This window comes from Syntrophothermus lipocalidus DSM 12680 (genome assembly GCF_000092405.1).
Classification (GTDB): Bacteria; Bacillota; Syntrophomonadia; order Syntrophomonadales; family Syntrophothermaceae; genus Syntrophothermus; species Syntrophothermus lipocalidus.
The window spans coordinates 842,692-862,265 of record NC_014220.1; the positions used below are offsets into that span (position 1 = coordinate 842,692).

20 protein-coding genes are annotated in these 19,574 nt (G+C 48.8%); all 20 read left to right on the forward strand.

Annotation, left to right across the window (positions count from 1 at the left end; all coding sequences use genetic code 11):
* The first annotated feature begins 45 nt into the window (after positions 1 to 45).
* The 20 genes from sigG (at position 46) to ileS (ending at position 19,564) form a co-directional block, all read left to right on the forward strand.
* The gene (sigG, locus tag SLIP_RS03985) at positions 46 to 816 is read left to right on the forward strand and encodes an RNA polymerase sporulation sigma factor SigG (protein ID WP_013174990.1); all 771 of its coding nucleotides are present in this window, start codon (positions 46 to 48) and stop codon (positions 814 to 816) included.
* Between the two features lie 26 nt (positions 817 to 842).
* A complete protein-coding gene (locus SLIP_RS12710; protein WP_013174991.1) occupies positions 843 to 1,007 on the forward strand; it encodes a hypothetical protein in 165 nt (54 codons plus the stop codon).
* Positions 1,008 to 1,168: 161 nt separating this feature from the next.
* On the forward strand, positions 1,169 to 1,417 hold the full coding sequence (locus SLIP_RS03990) for a YlmC/YmxH family sporulation protein (protein ID WP_013174992.1): 249 nt from the start codon (positions 1,169 to 1,171) through the stop codon (positions 1,415 to 1,417).
* Positions 1,418 to 1,613: 196 nt separating this feature from the next.
* Positions 1,614 to 2,087 (forward strand): transcriptional regulator NrdR, encoded by a 474-nt coding sequence (gene nrdR, locus SLIP_RS03995; protein WP_013174993.1) that lies wholly within the window; start codon positions 1,614 to 1,616, stop codon positions 2,085 to 2,087.
* Positions 2,088 to 4,103, forward strand: coding sequence for an anaerobic ribonucleoside-triphosphate reductase (gene nrdD / locus SLIP_RS04000; RefSeq protein ID WP_013174994.1), 2,016 nt, complete (start codon positions 2,088 to 2,090; stop codon positions 4,101 to 4,103).
* Between the two features lie 355 nt (positions 4,104 to 4,458).
* Positions 4,459 to 4,950, forward strand: coding sequence for an anaerobic ribonucleoside-triphosphate reductase activating protein (nrdG, locus tag SLIP_RS04005; protein WP_013174995.1), 492 nt, complete (start codon positions 4,459 to 4,461; stop codon positions 4,948 to 4,950).
* A gap of 202 nt (positions 4,951 to 5,152) precedes the next feature.
* Positions 5,153 to 5,974: a peptidoglycan editing factor PgeF gene (gene pgeF, locus SLIP_RS04010; RefSeq protein ID WP_013174996.1), complete on the forward strand. Its 822-nt coding sequence runs from the start codon at positions 5,153 to 5,155 to the stop codon at positions 5,972 to 5,974.
* Between the two features lie 4 nt (positions 5,975 to 5,978).
* Positions 5,979 to 6,692, forward strand: a complete 714-nt coding sequence (locus SLIP_RS04015; RefSeq protein ID WP_013174997.1) for a response regulator transcription factor — start codon at positions 5,979 to 5,981, stop codon at positions 6,690 to 6,692.
* Positions 6,693 to 6,760: 68 nt separating this feature from the next.
* A complete protein-coding gene (pnpS, locus tag SLIP_RS04020) occupies positions 6,761 to 7,819 on the forward strand; it encodes a two-component system histidine kinase PnpS (protein ID WP_013174998.1) in 1,059 nt (352 codons plus the stop codon).
* Between the two features lie 25 nt (positions 7,820 to 7,844).
* Positions 7,845 to 8,795: an HlyD family efflux transporter periplasmic adaptor subunit gene (locus tag SLIP_RS04025; protein WP_013174999.1), complete on the forward strand. Its 951-nt coding sequence runs from the start codon at positions 7,845 to 7,847 to the stop codon at positions 8,793 to 8,795.
* Complete coding sequence (locus tag SLIP_RS04030; RefSeq protein ID WP_013175000.1) at positions 8,792 to 9,493, forward strand: YggS family pyridoxal phosphate-dependent enzyme; 702 nt, start codon at positions 8,792 to 8,794, stop codon at positions 9,491 to 9,493. Before SLIP_RS04025 ends, SLIP_RS04030 begins: the two co-directional genes overlap by 4 nt.
* 11 nt (positions 9,494 to 9,504) lie before the next feature.
* Entirely contained in the window at positions 9,505 to 9,945 is a 441-nt protein-coding gene (locus SLIP_RS04035) for a cell division protein SepF (protein ID WP_013175001.1), read from the forward strand.
* Positions 9,945 to 10,754: a pyrroline-5-carboxylate reductase gene (gene proC, locus SLIP_RS04040; protein WP_013175002.1), complete on the forward strand. Its 810-nt coding sequence runs from the start codon at positions 9,945 to 9,947 to the stop codon at positions 10,752 to 10,754. Before SLIP_RS04035 ends, proC begins: the two co-directional genes overlap by 1 nt.
* A 31-nt stretch (positions 10,755 to 10,785) precedes the next feature.
* On the forward strand, positions 10,786 to 11,061 hold the full coding sequence (locus SLIP_RS04045; RefSeq protein WP_013175003.1) for a YggT family protein: 276 nt from the start codon (positions 10,786 to 10,788) through the stop codon (positions 11,059 to 11,061).
* A gap of 34 nt (positions 11,062 to 11,095) precedes the next feature.
* Positions 11,096 to 13,021, forward strand: a complete 1,926-nt coding sequence (locus SLIP_RS04050) for a peptidase U32 family protein (RefSeq protein ID WP_013175004.1) — start codon at positions 11,096 to 11,098, stop codon at positions 13,019 to 13,021.
* A gap of 25 nt (positions 13,022 to 13,046) precedes the next feature.
* Positions 13,047 to 13,544, forward strand: a complete 498-nt coding sequence (locus SLIP_RS04055) for a DivIVA domain-containing protein (RefSeq protein ID WP_013175005.1) — start codon at positions 13,047 to 13,049, stop codon at positions 13,542 to 13,544.
* Positions 13,545 to 13,835 (forward strand): DUF167 domain-containing protein, encoded by a 291-nt coding sequence (locus SLIP_RS04060; RefSeq protein ID WP_013175006.1) that lies wholly within the window; start codon positions 13,545 to 13,547, stop codon positions 13,833 to 13,835. It abuts the gene before it with no gap.
* Between the two features lie 50 nt (positions 13,836 to 13,885).
* The gene (gene nth, locus SLIP_RS04065; protein WP_013175007.1) at positions 13,886 to 14,563 is read left to right on the forward strand and encodes an endonuclease III; all 678 of its coding nucleotides are present in this window, start codon (positions 13,886 to 13,888) and stop codon (positions 14,561 to 14,563) included.
* Positions 14,547 to 16,265: a hypothetical protein gene (locus SLIP_RS04070; protein ID WP_013175008.1), complete on the forward strand. Its 1,719-nt coding sequence runs from the start codon at positions 14,547 to 14,549 to the stop codon at positions 16,263 to 16,265. Before nth ends, SLIP_RS04070 begins: the two co-directional genes overlap by 17 nt.
* Positions 16,266 to 16,837: 572 nt before the next feature.
* Positions 16,838 to 19,564, forward strand: coding sequence for an isoleucine--tRNA ligase (ileS, locus tag SLIP_RS04075; protein WP_049765082.1), 2,727 nt, complete (start codon positions 16,838 to 16,840; stop codon positions 19,562 to 19,564).
* The last annotated feature ends 10 nt before the right edge of the window (positions 19,565 to 19,574 follow it).

Consider the following 19,574-nt stretch of genomic DNA (forward strand, 5'->3'; position numbering starts at 1 on the left):
CTCTAAAAGAAGTATCAAGACAATGTAAGGGGAAGGGGTGTACACTTGCTAAATAAGGTCGAGATCTGTGGTGTTAACACTTCTAATCTCCCCGTATTGAAAAACGAGCGCATGCGAGACCTGTTTTTACGGGTCAAGCAGAACGATCGCCAGGCCCGGGAGGAGCTGATTCGGGGCAATCTAAGGTTGGTTTTAAGCGTTATTCAAAGGTTTAACCACCGTGGCGAATATGTAGATGACCTTTTTCAGGTAGGCTGTATAGGTTTGATAAAAGCCATAGACAACTTCGATTTGGAACAGAACGTAAGATTTTCTACCTATGCCGTCCCCATGATCATAGGCGAGATTCGGAGGTATTTGAGGGATAATAACCCAGTTAGGGTATCACGGTCTTTAAGGGATGTAGCTTACAAAGCATTACAGGTGAGAGAACAACTGTTGGCGGAAAAGTCCAGAGAACCTACGATAGCGGAAATAGCAGATCGCTTGGAAGTTTCTCAAGAAGAAGTGGTTTTTGCTCTAGACGCTATTCAGGAACCGGTATCCCTTTTTGAACCTATATACAACGACGGGGGCGATCCTATTCTGGTCATGGACCAGATCAGCGATGACAAAACCACTGATGAGCTTTGGCTAGAGGGTATTTCGATTAGGGAAGCCTTGAAGAAATTATCCGAAAGGGAAAAGCTGATTTTAACCTTGCGGTTTTTCGAAGGGAAGACTCAAATGGAGGTAGCAGAGGAAATAGGCATTTCCCAGGCTCAAGTTTCGCGCCTCGAAAAAGCTGCTCTAAAACACATGAAAAAATATATCTAAAAAGGGTCAAGAGAGGAGGATTCAGCGTGACTAGGCAATTACTAGCACTCTTGATAGTTGCCGCAATGCTGTTCTTGGTGATTCCGCTCGCGGTTTATTACTGGCGTAACGAGGAGGCTTTTTCTCCCTATAATCTAATACAAACCCACGTAACAGCGGACAACGCGTTACATCTTCAACGGTACTGCTGAACTGCTGAGAATTGAAGGCGTTAAAACCGGGTTTGTAGAAGCCTGGTTGGGGATAAGAATGAGCTGCCTGATGGCGGCTCTTTTTTTGCTTTGTTATCACATAATAGGTTTGTTTCTCATATATTAGAATCAGGTACAGGAAAATTATAGAGGTGAGGCGCTTGGTCAAGATATCAGAACTCAGAACCCGTGAGGTGATTAACGTTTTAGACGGGAAAAAGCTGGGCTGTATCATAGACATCGACCTTGACATTGAGAAAGGCAGGGTAACGGCTATCGTTTTACCTGGCCCCAGCAGGTGGTTGGGCTTTTTTTCCCGTAGAGAAAACGTGGTTGTTCCTTGGGAAAAAATAAGCAAAATAGGGCGAGATGTTATTCTGGTCGAGCTGGGAGATCATCTTCTTTCTTGATCAGAAACTACTATGCGCCTGATATCTCTATGGAGATTCATTCAACAAAGAAACCCTGTCAAAAACAGGGTTTCTTTTCTTGAACTCGAGGCTAACATCGACAATTTTTTCCTGTTCAAAGTGAAAAGGTGATTATATAATACAAGATATAGGGTGCGAAATGTGTTTATACACAATATGTGGGGGAGGAAAGCGGATGAAATGTCCGTATTGCCGAGAAATGGAGAGCCGGGTGATCGAATCTCGATATAGTGATGACGGAGAGAGCATACGAAGACGAAGGGAGTGTTCTAACTGCAAACGCCGCTTTACAACGTATGAGAGAATCGAGGTTACTCCACTTCTCGTCGTTAAGAAAGGCGGGAATCGGGAGCAGTTCAGCAGGGACAAGCTAGCAGCTGGAATATTAAAGGCGTGCGAGAAGAGACCGGTAACCATGGAAGATATAGAGAGGGTTGTAGGAGATATTGAAAGGGAACTGAGAGACAAGTACGACCGTGAAGTTACCAGTATGGTTATTGGCGAAAAAGTCATGGACGAGCTTAGAAGCCTCGATAAAGTGGCTTATGTCAGGTTTGCTTCGGTATATCGCGAGTTTGCAGATCTGGACGGGTTCATACAGACCATCGAGCAACTGCAGCGAGGAACGTCTACAGAGGAGGAAAGATAAGTGTTTACCAAAATCAAGAAGAGAGACGGGAGAGAGGTTCCTTTTGATCCTTCAAAGATAACGGAGGCCATATTCAAAGCAGCTCAGGCTGTAGGTGGGGAAGACAGACAAAAATCTTTGGAACTTACTTTAGAAGTAATGCGGGTTTTGGGACAAAAGTATCAAGGAGAAGTGTTCACAGTAGAGGACGTTCAAGATATTGTTGAGAAAGTCCTTATCGAACACGGGCATGCCAAGACAGCCAAAGCCTACATTCTGTATCGGGATCAGCGCACTCGGTACCGGGAAGCCAAGTCGGATCTCATGGACGTGGTCGAAGAAATCCTCAAGGAAACCAGCCGCGAAAATGCCAATGTAGGTAACAGTCCGAGTGCCAAGATGCTGCAGATAGCCAGTGCGGCCAGCAAGCAATACTACCTCAACCGGGTATTGCCTCCGGAATTCTCCCAGGCGCACCGGGAAGGTGATATACACATCCATGATCTTGATTTCTACAAGAAGACCTTGAATTGTTTGCAGCTGCCTTTAGGAGACATACTTGCTGCGGGGTTTAACAATGGGCATGGCTACATCAGGCCCCCCAAACGTCCGGCATCGGCAACGGCCTTAGCGGCGATTATCCTACAGAGTTCGCAGAACGACATGTATGGAGGTCAATCGTTTCCCTTTTTTGACCGGGATATGGCTCCGTTTGTAGAAAATGCCAGTGAAGAAGAGACATACCAGGCCATGGAGGCTTTGGTATATAACTTGAACAGCATGCACTCCCGGGCGGGATCTCAGGTGCCTTTTTCTTCGATTAATCTAGGTTGTGATACCACGGAAGCAGGGAGGAAGGTAACCCGTAATCTCCTGTTAGCTTATGAGGCAGGACTGGGGCGGGGGGAAAACCCGATATTTCCCAATGTGATTTTTAGGGTGAGGGAAGGAGTCAATCTCAATCCCCAAGACCCGAATTATGACCTGTTTTTGCTGGCTTTGAGAGTGGCTGCCACGCGCATGAACCCGACTTTCAGTTTCATGGATTCGTCTTTTAACGACCAGTACGGCAATAACGTAGCTTACATGGGATGCCGTACTCGGGTTATTGCCAATCGCCATGGCCCCTCTATCACAGAAAGGAGGGGAAACATCGCTTTTACCACTATTAACCTGCCCCGCCTAGCGATAAAGGCCAAGGGCTTGATAGGAGAGTTCTATCGGCAACTGGAAAAGATGCTGGAACTGGCTTGCGAGCAGCTATATCACCGTTACCGAGTGTTATCAGAGCTTAAAGTAAAAGACCTGCCTTTTGTGATGGGACAACATCTTTATCTAGGTTCCGAGGATTTGAAAGATGATGACGTTATCGAGCCTGCCGTAAAGCACGGTACTCTTTCGGTTGGGTTCATTGGCCTGGCTGAAGCTTTGATATTATTGAACGGCAAGCATCACGGTGAGTCCGATGACTCGCAGGCGATGGGCATATCTATCGTCCAGTACATGCGAAGGATGATTGACAAAGCTTGTGACGAGTATGATTTAAATTATACTCTGCTCGCTACTCCGGCTGAGGGGCTTTCGGGAAGGTTTGTCAGCATTGACCGGGAACAGTACGGAGAAATACCTGGAGTAACTGATAAGGAATACTATACTAATTCGTTCCACATACCTGTAAACCACGATATCAGTATTTTCGAGAAGATAAGCAAGGAAGGACCGTATCACAAATACACCAATGCCGGGCACATAAGTTATATAGAGTTTCCTTCGCCTCCGGTCCACAACCTCGATGCTATTGAGACCGTAATCAAGCACATGCGGGCTTGCGACATGGGGTACGTAGGTATAAACTTCCCCATCGATTTCTGTGAGAGCTGTTATTACCGCGGAGTTATCCCAGGCGACGCCTGTCCTAACTGTGGGGGTCAAGAGATCAAGAGGGTTCGCCGGATCACGGGGTACTTGTCGACGGTCGACCGTTTCAACGATGCTAAGGTTGCCGAACTAAGGGATCGCAAAAGCCACCGGTTCTAGCGGTTCCGAAAATAGCCACTGATGGACACAGATTAACGCAGATTTACACAGATTAATTATTACTTAGAATTTGCAAACACAAAGACGTGTTAGACAGGCGAACAATGTTGGAACGAGCCGGCAAACATTCCTCGGACAATAGTTTCATTTTGATTCTCTGGTGGTTGATACCGGTAAGTGTCATTGTGGGGCTGTCCAGAGAATAGAGTCTCGAAGGAGAATTAGCCGAGAGAGAATCCCCCAAAAAAGCCTATGTGTAGCCACTTTAATGCTTTTGTGGTTGGCCAAAGGAGCGTCCAAGGGTTGTCCTCACGGATCTTCAATAGGTGTGGGTTCATGCTGGAGGTGGATAAAGGTGATCAGATACGCGGCAGTGGTGGACAATTCGGTCGTAGACGGAACCGGCATAAGGATAACGGTTTTCTTGCAGGGGTGTGTACGTGGCTGCGAGGGTTGCCACAACCCGGATCTACAGCCTTTGGAAGGAGGAGAAGTAGTGTCAGAGGAGGCTTTGGCCCAACTGGTGCTGAACAAGCTAAGCCCGCTTCACCGGGGTGTTACTTTTAGCGGGGGAGAACCTTTGCTGCAAGCGCAGGCGTTGGAGAAGGTAATCTCGATATTGAAGCGAGAAAAACCTGACATTGATGTATGGATGTATACCGGTTTCACATTTGAAGAGATACAGGAAATACCTGTTTTAAGAATGATAGACGTTGTAGTTGACGGTCCTTTTGTGTTGGCACAGCGAGATTTGTCTTTGGCGTTCCGGGGCTCGAGGAATCAGAGGATTATAGATGTACCTGCGTCTCTAGCTAAAAGTGAAGTCGTTGAGTTGAAGCTCGACTGAACATAATCGAAACGAGTTAAAGACAACAAGGCCTTTGTCTTCTTTGGAAGATAGAGGCCTTTTTTGGTTTTGCTGGGGGACCGGTCGATTTCGATGATTTGCCTTTGACCCAAGGCTGGTTGGCAGACACGGCAAACAGAGGGAAGGGACAAGACATGGTATAATGTATAGTGAGTTTACGTAGAGGAGACGCGAGGTTCACGTGGTCTCATGGCACTTGCATTCTGTTCAAGGCTTGTCTTACATTACTTTGCCGGAGTGGCAAAAGCAGGGCTTGACCGTAGCTATAACCACCCGTACCGGAGGGTTTAGCCAGGGGGAGTACTCTTCTTTGAATCTGGCTTTTCACGTCGGAGATGACCAGACCGCTGTTTTATCAAACCGGGAGCTTTTGGCATCAGTCTTGCGCATTTCTCTTGCGGACATGGTGTGCGCTTGCCAGGTGCATAAGGCTAACGTGAGAATTGTCACTGAAGCTGACAAGGGTAAAGGGGTATTCGAATACGCTTCTGCATTGCCGGAAACCGACGCCATGGTTACCGATTGTGAAGGAGTATTTTTGACAACGTTCTATGCCGACTGCATACCTATTCTTTTGTTTGACGTTACACGCAGGGTGATAGGTCTGGCCCACGGTGGTTGGAAGGGGACTATGGCCAAAATAGCTTCGGCCACGGTCGAGGTTATGCGAAAAGAATTCGGAAGTTACCCTCAAGATATTAAAGCATTCATAGGGCCTGGAATTGGTGGGTGCTGCTATGAAGTCGACGATGGGTTGGCAGCCCAAGTCAGGACAGTTTTTGGAAAAGACAGCCGGTTTTTGCTGGAAGAAAAACAGGGAAGAAACTATTGGTATCTCGACCGTACGAATTTCTTTATCTTAGAAAACGCGGGCCTTCATCATCAAAATATCGGTCTTTGTGGAATGTGTACCAGATGTAACCAAGAACTGTTCTATTCGTACCGGGGATCTGGTGGAAGGACCGGAAGATTCGCTGTGGTTCTGGGTTTCAATAAGAGGTGAGAATTTGGATAACGCGCGCATTCTCGTGGTCGATGATGAAGTCCATATAGTAGAGCTGGTCAAGTTTAACCTGGAAAAAGAAGGATTCCAAGTGAGAGTGGCTTACGACGGGATTACGGCCTTAACCCAGGCGGAGTTGGTACGACCAGACCTAATTATTCTGGATATAATGCTTCCCCAGCTGGATGGGCTAGAAGTGTGCCGACGGTTGAGAAGCATGCAGGACTTTAGTAGTACTCCTATTATCATGCTTACGGCCAAAGGAGAGGAATTTGACACCGTGCTGGGATTAGAGATGGGGGCTGACGACTATATCAAGAAACCTTTTAGCCCCAGGGAAATGGTGGCTCGGGTTAAAGCAAGATTGCGAGCGAAAAGGATTCTGGAGGCCGAAAAGGCTACCGGACGCAAGACCTTGGTCTTCAAAGACCTGATAGTAATCCCGGATAAACATGAGGCGTTTGTGGGCGAACGGAGACTAGAACTGACGCCAAAGGAATTCGAGCTTTTGAAGTTGTTAGCTAGCAACCAGGGAAAAGTATTTAGCCGCGAGGTGTTGCTGGAGAAGGTCTGGGGGTATGAGTTCTCAGGTGATACCCGTACTGTGGATGTTCACATCCGGCATCTTAGACAAAAGTTAGGAGAGAGCCCGAGTTCGCCTCAGTACATTGAAACGGTACGGGGCGTCGGATACAGGTTTAAAGAGAGAGAGTCTTAAAAGGTACAAAACTATACTTGAACGACATAGGCATTTCAGGAACTGCTTCTGGGGGGCTGTGTTGTTGTATGCACGATGGAGAAAAAACGGGAGAAGAGACTTTTCGGGAACGGAACAAGATGAAAGCTATTCTAACTACTTTGGTTGACGGGGTGATGGCTGTCAGCCGCGACGGGATTGTTACTTTAGCCAACAAGGCGGCAGAAGAGATTTTTAAAGCGCGACATGAAGGGTTAGTAGGGAGGCCTTTCGCCAGTTTGGTATCTTCTCAGGAATTGAATCAGATGTTAGAGGACGTTTTTGAAACCGGGAGACAGATTTTTACGGAAACCGCGTTGGAACAGTGTTTATTTAGGGTACAGATGGCAGCTATCAACGGTGAAAAGGGAGATGTGGAAGGGGCAGTGGTGGTATTCCACGATGTTACCGATGCGCGCAAATTTGATCAGATGAGATCCGAGTTTGTTGCTAACGTTTCCCACGAGCTCAGAACCCCTCTCACCGCTATCAAGGGATTTGTAGAGACTTTACTCGATGGAGCTTTGGAGGATAAACTCATCTGCCGCCGCTTCTTGACCATTATTGAAGGAGAGAACAACCGCCTTACCAGACTTATCGACGATCTCCTGACCCTTTCTGCTATTGAGTCCCGGGAAAGAAAGCTCACCTTAAAACCGGTTTGTCTAGTCACTTCCATTATTCAGGTAATGAACATTCTGGGCCCTCAGGCCCGCGAAAAGAGATTGCACCTGGAGTTAATATTCAACCGCGATCTGCCTCCGGTCAAAGCCGACGAAGACCTGGTAGGCCAGGTTTTGATTAATCTAATCGACAACGCTATCAAATATACTTCTCCCGGAGGCAAGATAGTAATACGCGTAAAACGTGGGGGCGACCAGGTATTTACGTCTATCACTGATACCGGGACTGGGATACCCCAAGAAAGCTTGCCTCGCTTATTTGAGAGGTTTTACCGGGTGGACAAGGCACGTTCGCGCGAGTTGGGCGGCACCGGTCTGGGACTAGCGATTGTCAAACATATCGTTGAGTCTCACGGCGGAGAAGTATTTGTGGAGAGTGAGTTGGGCAAGGGTTCAACTTTCGGGTTCAGCTTGTGGGTGGCATAGTTGTTGTTGAAGCGAGAGGGCAGCTATGAGCGAACGTCTAGACCGGTTAGCAAAGCAGAAAAAACAAAAGAGATTGATATTAAAACTGCTTTTCGTTTTGGTTTTGATATCAGCGATGTTGGCGGTAGCGGCAGCTTACAGGGCAGTGACCGGGAAACTGTCCGTTATGCGGATGGAAGTAGAAGAATCTAAAGAAGGGGTTCTAGAGGAAACTTTGACCGGTACGGCTATGGTTGTCCAAGAAGAGACGGTGTTGCGATCTCCAGCCGACGGGCGTTTCGAAAACCTGGTGCGGGAAAAGGAACGGGTCAGGCGCGGGGCGATTCTGGGGAGATTGTATACGGAAAGCGGAACTGAGAGCTATGATGTAACGGCTCCGATAGCGGGAGTAGTATTGTACCAGACTGACGGGTTGGAAACGGTAATGGTTCCATCCAAGCTGGGAGACCTTCACCCTCAAATGTTTGCTTACAGCATCCATGTTGTTCGGGGAGTTGAGAATTTACTTCACAAAGGCGATGCTTTTGCCAAAATCGTGAACAACTTGAAGCCAACCGGCTTGGTGGTTAAGACGGAAGACACCGCAGACCCTCTAGCCGATGGACAGGAGGTCGGAGTCAGGTATAAGAATCTGGACTTAGGGACTGCCCGGGTAATTTCGATTGAGCGAGGAAACGACTATACTTTGGTCGGGTTGATTATGAGCGGGTTTGTAATGGAGGTGGCGGACCGTCGTTCGATTCCGGTAGAGCTGGTTATACGGCGTTATGAGGGAATAATCGTTCCTACGCGGGCTCTCACTACCAAAGCGGGTCGGCTCGGAGTTTATTGCCTGCGCAAGGAAACGGTTGTTTTTAAAGAGGTTCAGCTGGTTGCCAGGAAGGCAGGTCACAGCGTGGTCAGGGGACTAGATGCTGGTGAGTATGTAGTCACTACTCCGGACTTGGTGAAGGAAGGGATGGTGATGCGGCGATGAAGGCCGATGGGGGAGGATTGGAACAGTCGATTGCTGAAGTCCGGGAACGGATCCGTCGAGCAGCTCAGCGCTCAGGCCGGCAGGAGCAGGAGATAACTCTGGTGGCTGTCAGTAAGACCGTAGATTTAGAAACTATATCCCGGGCAGCGCAGTTGGGAATCACCCATTTCGGAGAGAACCGGGTTCAGGAGTTTTTACCTAAGTACAAGGAGCTACCTCATCTCCAGTGGCACTTCATCGGTCATCTGCAGACCAACAAGGTGAAGGACGTCATAGGAAAGGCTTGCTTGATCCATTCGCTAGACAGATGGAGATTGGCGGAGTATATTGATGGTAAGGCCAAGTTGCTTGGGCTTGCCGAGGTTGATGTGCTGCTAGAGGTCAATGTTTCCGGCGAACGTTCCAAATACGGATTACTCCCCTCAGATGTTCCAGCATTTTTAGATGCGGTTGAAAGACTTGAACGTGTGCGGGTTCGTGGCTTGATGACTGTGGCTCCCCAGGTTGATGACCCGGAGTTGGCGAGACCAGTATTCAAGAAACTTCGTTCTATTTTCGAAGATATTAAGAAGAGACAGTACCGCAACACAGAAATGTTGTACTTGTCTATGGGCATGACTCAGGACTTTGAGGTTGCTGTCGAGGAAGGGAGCAACATGGTCAGGGTGGGAACTGCGATATTCGGTGCAAGAAGATAGGGGGTTTTAACATGGGTTTTGTGGACAAGTTCTGGCAGTTCTTTGGGGTAGAGACGGAGACGAAGGAGGAGTTGGTAGAGCTGCCAATAGAACCAGAAGAAAGGAAATTTGACCGTAAGGGGAATCTTGTCAGTATCCATTCAACCAAGACCATCAAAGTGGTCGTGTGCGAACCGGCCGATTTCGACGAAGTCAAAACTATTGCCGACAATCTCAAGAGCAGGAGGCAGGTTGTCATAAACTTAGAGAGAACTCCTGCGGAATCGAGACAGCGAATTATCGACTTTGTAAGTGGTACAACCTACGCTTTGGATGGCCATATCCAAAAGATAGGAGATCACATCTTTCTTTTTGCTCCTAGTAATGTAGAAATCTCTGTGGACACCCGTTCTGCAGTACGTACCTCATACATATTCACCCGCCCAGGGCCTTTTGGAGGGACCGATTTCTGATGAAATACCGGGTTTTAGGAGTCGTCGGTTGTGGAAATATGGCCTACGCTCTGGTGAAGGGACTGACGCAGTCGCGTTTTGATTTTGAGACTATCGTGGGGTTCGACGTAAACCCAGCCCGGCTAAACCTCTTTCGGCAGGAGTTTTCGGTGAAGCCTGTTTCTTCCAATCAAGAGGTGGCTGAACAAGGGGATATTATTGTCCTGGCGGTTAAACCTGGTCAAATAAGGCAAGTGCTGGAGGAAGTGAAGGATAAGCTGACTTCAGACAAGCTGCTGGTTTCGATTGCGGCAGGCATTTCTACAAGTTTGATCGAAGAAGTAGCGGGTAGCCATGTGCCGGTTATTAGGGTCATGCCCAATACTCCCTGCTTGGTAGGCCGGGGGATTTCAGCAATAGCGGCCGGGACCGGGGCAAGTGTTGAGCACGAAGAGGTAGTAGCCAGGATGTTTGCTGCTGTAGGCGAGGTCTGCCGAGTTCCGGAATCATACATGGATGCGGTTACCGCGCTGTCTGGGAGCGGGCCGGCTTACATATATTTAGTAGCCGAAGCGATGAGCGATGCTGGAGTGGAGGTGGGGCTGCCCCGGGACCTTGCCCGTTTGATGGCTTTAAAGACTATAGCAGGGGCAGTTGCCATGATGGAGGTTACAGGTAAACATCCGGCCGTGCTTAGGGAAGACGTTACTTCGCCCGGGGGAACAACTATAGCCGGATTGAGGGAATTGGAAGAAAACGGCTTGCGGAAGGCGTTCTTTCGGGCTGTTCGGAGGGCGTTTGAGCGTTCGATGGAGCTCGGGCGGAGATAGGCTTGGGTATTCTTCAGAGGAGTGGGTTTTATTGCCGGTCTCTATCAGTGTGATTCGAGTAATAGACGTGGCTTTTGAAGTATTGGTGTGGTTGATAATCATCCGTTGTATTTTGTCGTTTGTGCGGCACGATCCTTACCAGCCAGTGTTCAAATTCATTTACGATGTAACCGAACCGGTGATGGCACCTTTTCGGAGATTGGTTCCGGTTGTTGGAGGACTCGATTTTTCGCCTCTGATAGCCATTATGGTTGTAGAATTGGTACGCCGGTTGGTATATGCAGTCTTGGTAAATTTGATAAGGTAGAACGGTTTAGATTTTTTGTAAGGAGCCAGGAGTGATGTCTAAAAAGGGTTTGGAGTTGCTGGCGCCTGCTGGTAAGTGGGAAAGCCTAGAAACTGTTATTGAACAAGGAGCAGATGCTGTATATTTGGGCGGCAAGAGATTCAACATGCGTCTTTTGCGGCCTGATTTTAATTTTTCGGACGAACAACTGATGGATGCGGTATCGTTTGCCCACGACCGCGGGGTTAAGGTGTATGTAACGGTTAACAATTTGTATTTTCAATCAGAAATAAACGAGCTAGCCGACTACCTGGCTTTTCTCGAGGAAGCAGGCTGTGATGGCATTATCGTGCAGGACCTGGCCGTGCCTCTTCTTTTGCAGCGCTTAGGGTTAAAGCTGCCGTTACATGCGAGCGTCCAAATGGGCGTTGCCAACGCTGAAGCGGCAAGGTTCTTAGACGAACAGGGTTTTTCCAGGGGCATACTGTCAAAGAACTTGAGTTTGGATGAAATCAGAGACATACATCAAAGGACCTCTCTGGAGCTGGAGTTTTTCGTGCACGGGGATGTCTGTATATCGCACACCGGACAGTGCTATATGAGCAGCTTTTTCTTCGGAGAAAGCGCAAACCGCGGTCGTTGCCGGAAACCGTGCCGATGGAAATACCGGTTTCTACCCAGCCCTGACCGATGGGAAGGTGTTCATTATTTCCTCGCTCATAAAGACCTTTGTTTGGTCGGATACCTCGACCGGTTGATCGAAGCCGGGGTTCGCTCTTTCAAGATTGAGGGAAGGATGAGAGACCCGGAGTACGCCGGTTTTCTGGTCCGCTGCTACCGAAGAGCACTAGATGCCTTGGAAGCTGGGGAGACTGAGGTGGTAAGCGAGGCAGAAAAAGAGTTGTATTCCCGGCGGATACGGGAATTTACAACAGGGAGCTTGTTTAGTAGAACCGGCGCCGATTGTATTGGATATTCGGGAGAAAGAGAACCCTTCTTTCCTACCAGTTCAATAGAAGTCACCCCATTAGGACGAGACGATTACCCGCAGTTCAAGGCTCCTACGCCCGGTTCAGTGCCTTCGCTAAGTGTTAAGGTTGGGGGGCTGGAGGCGTTTTTCGGCGTTATCGGGCGCGGCGTTGACACGGTGATTATTGGAGGAGACGGTTTTAAGAACAGCAAGGATAATTGGGATGAGGCTTCCCTATTGAGGGCGATCCAAGCGGGGAACGATAAGGGGGTATCTGTAGTTTTGGAAACCCCGAGGATTGTCACCCAAAAGGATCTGGACGGGGTAATCACCCTCTTATCGATTCCTGAAATGAAGGGTTTATCGGCAGTGATGGTACATGATCTCGGGAGCCTGAGGATAGCTCGGGAGCTTGGTCTGACAGTATGGGCGGGGTACGGGCTCAACCTTACTAATGGGACTTCAGTTAAGTTTTTGGCTTCCCAAGGGGTGCAGAGGGTGACGGCTTCCCTTGAGCTGAAGTTGGCGGACCTTAAGAACATGGTGGGAAAATCATGTCTGGAGATAGAACTGATGGTCCAAGGTCCTTTGTGTGGTATGATTACGGATTACTGTCCGATCCAAGCGGTATGGGCGGAAGGTGATGACGATGGTTGTAAGACCGCGTGTAACCGGGCCGAGTACTGCCTGGAGGACGAATATCAACAGAGGTTTCGCATCTTAAATGATGACCGGTGCCGCACTCACATATTCTTCCCCCTCGACTTGTGTTTGTTCGGTTATCTTCCACTAATCAAAGATATGGGGATCAACAGCATCAGGATCGAGGGTCACTACTATCGCTTAGACACTCTTTTAGAGGTGGTTGACATATACCGTGACGGTTTACGGGATTTGGCGCAAGGGAGATGGGAAGGGGAAAAAGGTTACCGGCGGCTTTTGCGTTTATTTGCCCATGGGCTTACCACCAACCCTTTGGTTCATCGACTAGCCGGGCTAGAAGCAGATTAGCCGGTAGCTTTGAGGAGGGAAAGTGATGACCTTAACGCCGGTGGACATCCGCAACCAACGGTTCAAAAAGACCTGGAGGGGTTATAGCGAATCAGAGGTTAACCGCTTTTTGGTAACGCTGGCAGAAGAGTACGAGAAGCTTTACCGGGATAACGTGGAACTGAAAGAGAATTTGAAAAAGAAAGAGTTTGAATTGAGCAAGTACCAGAAACTTGAGGAAACCTTGCAGCAGAGCATCGTTTTAGCTCAGAAAGCGGCCGAGGAAGTAGTAGCTAATGCTCACAGAGAGGCGGAGTCGATAAAGGAAAATGCGCGCCATCGCATAGCCGAGATGTTCGATGTTTACGAAGATATTTTGAAGAGATTGGGCGTTTTCCGGGTAGAGATCAGGTTAATGCTGTTGTCCCAGGTGGAACTACTAGAGCAAAGCGGGAAGCGGCTGGATGATATTGCCGATTTCTTCTACAGCCGGGACATGAAGGAGGTACTGGACAAGTTATCTCGGGCCGAGGAGGGAAAATAGGTGAACATCCAAGAAACCGAGCGTGGTATACGGTTCGAGGTACGGGTATTGCCGAGAGCTTCTAAGAACGAGGTGATAGGCGAAGTGGAGGGAGCTGTTAAAATCAAGCTTACTGCTGCTCCTTTGGAGGGTGAGGCCAACCAGGCCTTGATTTCGTTTTTGGCTAAGATAAGCGGTGTTGCCCGTAAGAACGTGACTATTATAAAGGGTGAAACTTCACGCCACAAACTGGTAGAGATAACCGGCATCGACAAGACAGAGTTCTTAAAAAGAACGGGGCTACCCGGGTAATGGGAATCAAAAAAAGCAATGCTCGACATGAACGATGGTGGTGAAACTCGTTGGCAAAGACAGATAAGATTCTACTCGTCTTGCGTACGTTAGCGGATGTTTACCCACAAGCAGGTACTCGACTGAAGTTTCAGAACCCATTTCAGTTGTTGGTAGCTGTTATGTTATCTGCTCGTACCACTGACGAGCAGGTGAACCGAGTCACCAGAGGACTTTTTGCTGAGGTCAAATCGCCTAAAGATTTGGCTTCAATGGAAGTAGGGATTTTGGAAGATATGATAAAAGGTTGCGGGCTTTATCGGCAGAAGGCTCGGAACCTCATCGCTTTGGCCCGGATTTTGATGGAAGAGTTTGGAGGGGAAGTTCCCACGGATTTTGACCAATTGTTACGTTTACCAGGGGTGGGAAGAAAAACGGCTAATGTTGTAGTCAGCGTGGGATTTGCTAAACCGGGTTTAGGGGTTGACACGCACGTCCTTAGGGTGTCACGGCGCCTGGGTTGGCACAATGCCCGTGATCCTCAGGTAGCAGAGGCTGAGCTTAAGAGGATTATACCTGAATCTTGGTGGGCTCGGGCTCACCACTTGTTCATTTCTCACGGCAGGGCGGTTTGCCGGGCACGCAAGCCCGATTGTGACCGATGCACTATTCGGCTGTACTGTCAATATGGTGTTTCCGGTCAGAGCGATAAGGCGGAGGACAGGCTGCAAAGTGAAAGTTCGGCATGATTTCAACTATCGTGACTATATCCTGCTTATCTGGATCCTGGTATTGATCAACCTTTTTGTCATTTCACGTTGGTTGGCCAGGATATCTTTGTCTTTGGCAATAATTGTATTCACGGTCGGGTTTACGGTTACCATTTTGTTAACGGTTTTGAGCCAACCCAGGTCGCGGACTACGATTCCGGAGTGGGTCCTGCCCACCGTAAAAAAAGCAATGACTGAATTTCAGCCGGTAGCTGAGGAAATTTTGAATTATCTGGTTACAGAAAAAACAAATCCCTTGGTCGAAACCGCGCGATCTGACTTGGCTAAGAACACCGGTTGGTTATGCGAAAGTGGCCGTAGGTTTGGTCAACAGGTTCTTGACGGTTTAAATGAGATAAAGAAAAAGTTGTTTTGGTCACCTGGAGTCAGCCTATCAGGTGAGTTGTTTCAATTACAGAAGAGCGTTGAGGAACGGGTAGTTGTCGTAACCGATTTTCTGGATAGCTTGGATGTATTTGTAGCCCGCGTTTCAGACGAACTAGAATTGGCAATATCACGAAACCTTAAGGAAACCTGGAGTAAATTGCGCAGTCAGCACCAGATTGCTCTGCGGTATTTGGAAGAGTTGCTTTACGCTCAGATAGAGGAATGGGGCGCGGAAGAAGGGGATAAGCCAGTTCCTCAGATGGAGCGCATTGGAGGACAGTACGAAGTCCTTATACAGCCGTCGGTCAATCGCGCGAGCGAGCACTTGCAGGCTCGATTGTTTTCCGTGGTACAAGAACTTTCATCCAAAGTGGTAGGGAGATTACAGCGGGAAACCTTAGCTCAGGTTAACTCCCTTGAGCAACTAGCAGCACAAGTAGAAAGGCTTCTTACTCATCCTCGGGCGCCCCGTGAAAAGTTAGGAGGAGCCTTGGAATTGCTTTATCAGATGAAACAGGAGATCAGCGATGTAATGATGACATTGGCGTGGCAGGACCTCATACTGGAGGAAAGATGGAGGGAAAGCAAACAGAGATTGACAGGCGAAGCTGAGCAGTTGGCTTCCAGCTTGACCGGTGACGAGCATGCCGATATATGGGGAAGACTGGAACAGATAATAGACGGTTGGGCTAAGACCAAGTTGCAACGGGAAGCCCCAGGGGTTATTTCGTTGTTGACGGCTGCGGAAAAGAACTATTGGGATTTTGAGAAAGGCTTGCTTTCCAAGGAACATATGGCGACAAACATTTTACAATGGGCAGCGGCAGCCGAGTATACTGCTTCAACACTAGTGGCTGTGTCGTCAGAAGTGTTATCTTACCGCAGGTTAATACGTGATGAAGTGCGCGATGGGAAGCATGATGCCGTATTTGAAAAGGCAAGGGGAGCGGTGTTAGCCGAGATCCCAGAATTGGAAAAGGACATGAGAGGACTGTACCCTAACGGCTTCTATGCTTTTTGTCTCAATCCAGGAGTGGGATACCAGCCACATAGTGCAGCTGATGCTGCCTGGATGTTGTATCTCCGACTCTTATTTGAGGGAAAGGATCCGGAAAAAGAGCCGGATACCTGCCTTTTAATCGGATTGCTACTGGGCCTTCACGTGATCAGGAACCGCTACGTGCAAGTTACGGATGTTGGCCTGATTTCTGACGTCAATGACTGGGATGACTTGGAGAACATGCGGCTAGCCAGTCTCAAAATCGTGGAATTACTGAACCGTGATACTGGCTGAAGGACGACTATAGACCTGAGATTGTTTTAAAAAATCTGCGTAAATCAGCGTCTAAATCAATTTTTAAAATTACGGGGCTTGGCTCGGTTGTCTTTTGTTGTGCGGTCTGCTAGAATATAGCTGATTTTCAACCGGGTGGTTGACAAGCGAAGAAACAAACGGCGATGAAAGGGACAGTAGCACGGATAAGGGTTAACAGCGAACCCGGGATGGTGGAAGCCGGGCAGGGCCTGTCCGAAGGGCGAATATCCCCCTGGAGCTTTCAACCGAAAACCACAGGTTTTTAACCAGTTTGGTTTTCATTCTCCGTAGGTAACCCCGCTTAAGTGTACTTGGAGGGCAATATAGTGAGTAGGCTTGAACGGTGACGCCCCGTTATCGGCGTACAGAGTGGTGCCTGGCATGTGAGGCGCTATTAGGGTGGTACCGCGGAAGATGGCCTTTCGTCCCTATAATTTCAGGGTGAAAGGCTTTTTGCTATATTAATTGGTAATAATTACATACAGGGGTGATTGATTTTGGGAAAAGGAAAATACGATAACACGTTGAATTTGCCTCAAACCGGTTTCCCCATGCGTGCCAACTTGCCTTCACGGGAGCCGGAGATACTCAAGTTTTGGGACGAGATTCGGCTCTACGAGAAGGTTCAAGAAAACACGCAGGGCAAACCCGATTTTATCCTGCACGACGGACCGCCTTACGCTAATGGCCATATTCACGTAGGCCATACCCTGAACAAAGTCTTGAAAGACATTATTGTAAAGTATAAGAGTATGACCGGGTACAATGCTCCCTACGTTCCTGGGTGGGACACCCATGGTCTGCCGATTGAACAACAAGCTATCAAGGCTTTGGGACTAGATCGCCATAAAACCGACGTGTTGGAGTTCAGAAGGCACTGCAAGGAGTACGCCTGGAAATATGTGAACATTCAGCGCGAGGAGTTCAGGCGCTTGGGAGTCAGGGGCGACTGGGAGAATCCCTATCTGACCCTGGAACCCAGGTTCGAGGCGGTGCAAATTCGGGTTTTTGGAGAGATGGCCAAGAAAGGGTATATCTACAAAGGGCTGAAGCCGGTCTACTGGTGTGCCGACTGCGAGACTGCCTTGGCAGAAGCAGAAATCGAATACCAAGACAAGGTATCGCCTTCGATCTACGTCAAATTCCCGGTGAAGGATGCTAAAGGATTGTTTGTTTCACCAAACACCTATGTCGTTATTTGGACTACTACCCCATGGACTTTACCGGCTAATACGGGTATTGCAGTCCATCCTGATTATGACTACGTCGTGGTACGAGTAGGAGCGGAACGGTATGTCGTCGCCAAAGGCTTGCTGGAAGAAGTTGCCGCAGAAGTGGGTTGGGATGGTTACGAGATCCTCCAAACGTTAAAAGGAAAGGAATTGGAAAATACGGTGTGTTCCCACCCGTTCATGAATCGGGATTCGCTCGTGATATGTGGCGAGCACGTAACCTTAGACCAGGGGACCGGATGTGTCCACACCGCACCTGGTCACGGGGAAGAGGACTTCGTGGTTGGAAAAGAATACGGCTTGCCTGTGATATCGCCCCTTGACGACCGGGGTGTGTTCACGGAAGAGGCGGGGATCTTTGCCGGGCAGTTCTGTCACGACGCCAATAAGAGCATTATCGCTCATCTCAAGGATATCGGAATGCTAGTGAAGACAGGCGAAGTCACTCACCAATACCCGCATTGCTGGCGTTGCAAGCAACCTATTGTATACCGCGCAACAGAGCAGTGGTTTGCTTCCATTGACGGTTTTCGGCAGGCGGCTTTGGAAGCGATAGATACGGTACGGTGGATACCGGCTTGGGGCCGAGACCGTATATACAACATGGTTCGGGACCGGGGCGACTGGTGCATATCCCGTCAGCGAAGCTGGGGAGTACCTATTCCTATCTTCTACTGCGCTAGTTGCGGGCAGGCTGTTATCGATGATGAAACCATAGGGCACGTGGCTGATCTCTTTGCAGAGAACGGTTCTGACATCTGGTTTGCTTCCGAGGCTAAGGACCTTCTTCCCAGAGGCTATACGTGCGAAAATTGTGGGAGCCAAGAGTTCTACAAAGAGAAAGATATCATGGATGTATGGTTCGATTCGGGGTCAAGTCATAAGGCGGTGTTGGAAACCCGTCCCGACTTGCGCTGGCCAGCAGACATGTACCTCGAAGGGAGCGACCAGCATCGGGGTTGGTTTAACTCATCCCTTTCAACTTCGGTGGCGGTGACCGGCAGGGCTCCGTACCGAATCGTTTTGACCCATGGATTTGTAGTAGACGAGCAGGGTAGGAAAATGTCAAAATCCCTCGGCAACGTGGTAGACCCTCTGAACATCATCGAAAAAATGGGAGCAGATATCCTGCGTTTGTGGGTTTCTTCAGCCGATTACCGGGGCGACGTGGCTGCCTCGGAAAACATCATGAATCAGGCAGCAGAGGCTTATCGGAAGATTCGTAATACCTGCAGATTTATCCTCGGGAATCTTTACGATTTTCAGCCTGAGCAGGACAGGGTAAAATATGAAGACCTGCCGGAGTTGGAACGTTGGGTTCTCTTAAAGTTGCATAAGTTGATTCAAAGGGTTACCCGGGCTTATGAAGACTTCGAGTTTCACGTTGTTTATCATTCGGTGCACAATTTCTGTACGGTTGACCTAAGTGCGGTTTATTTCGATATTATCAAAGACCGGTTGTATACGTCTGCTCCAGACTCTCAAGGGCGGAGGGCAGCGCAAACTGTTCTCTACGAGGTAATCCAGGCGTTAGTAAGGATACTGACCCCGGTGCTTGCTTTCACGACCGAAGAAATATGGCAATACCTGCGCGGTAAGGGCGATCCGGTTAGTGTCCAGTTGACCGAATGGCCACTAGTCGATGAACGTTACTTAGACCCGGTTCTGGAGGAGCGATGGGACAAAATATTAAAGGCTCGAGAAGTTGTTACCAAGGCTCTTGAGGTGGCGCGACAAGAAAAGAGAATAGGGCATTCTTTGGGGGCGGCGGTTTCTATCTATGCGGATGAAGAGTGGCGAGAACTTCTTGAGTCTATAGAAAGCATTGGGAGCATATTCATCGTGTCTCAGGTAGGTTTGTATAAGGCAGACGACAGGCCCGCAGGCAGCGTCGAACTAGAAGACGTTCAGGGTTTGTGGGTTGCGGTTGAACCTGCCAGCGGGCAAAAATGCGAGCGGTGTTGGGTGATTACCCCAGAGGTGGGAACGGACCCGGAACACCCGACCTTATGTCCTCGGTGTTTGGCGGTAGTGAAAAGGAGTTGAAGAAAGGTAG

Excerpts from the sequence above, each read along its gene's own strand:
- SLIP_RS04050 (WP_013175004.1), top strand. The coding sequence starts at position 11,096 with ATGTCTAAAAAGGGTTTGGAGTTGCTGGCGCCTGCTGGTAAGTGGGAA.
- ileS (WP_049765082.1), top strand. The coding sequence starts at position 16,838 with ATGCGTGCCAACTTGCCTTCACGGGAGCCGGAGATACTCAAGTTTTGG.
- SLIP_RS04055 (WP_013175005.1), top strand. The coding sequence starts at position 13,047 with ATGACCTTAACGCCGGTGGACATCCGCAACCAACGGTTCAAAAAGACC.
- SLIP_RS04035 (WP_013175001.1), top strand. The coding sequence starts at position 9,505 with ATGGGTTTTGTGGACAAGTTCTGGCAGTTCTTTGGGGTAGAGACGGAG.
- SLIP_RS04025 (WP_013174999.1), top strand. The coding sequence starts at position 7,845 with ATGAGCGAACGTCTAGACCGGTTAGCAAAGCAGAAAAAACAAAAGAGA.
- proC (WP_013175002.1), top strand. The coding sequence starts at position 9,945 with ATGAAATACCGGGTTTTAGGAGTCGTCGGTTGTGGAAATATGGCCTAC.
- pnpS (WP_013174998.1), top strand. The coding sequence starts at position 6,761 with ATGCACGATGGAGAAAAAACGGGAGAAGAGACTTTTCGGGAACGGAAC.
- nrdR (WP_013174993.1), top strand. The coding sequence starts at position 1,614 with ATGAAATGTCCGTATTGCCGAGAAATGGAGAGCCGGGTGATCGAATCT.
- SLIP_RS04030 (WP_013175000.1), top strand. The coding sequence starts at position 8,792 with ATGAAGGCCGATGGGGGAGGATTGGAACAGTCGATTGCTGAAGTCCGG.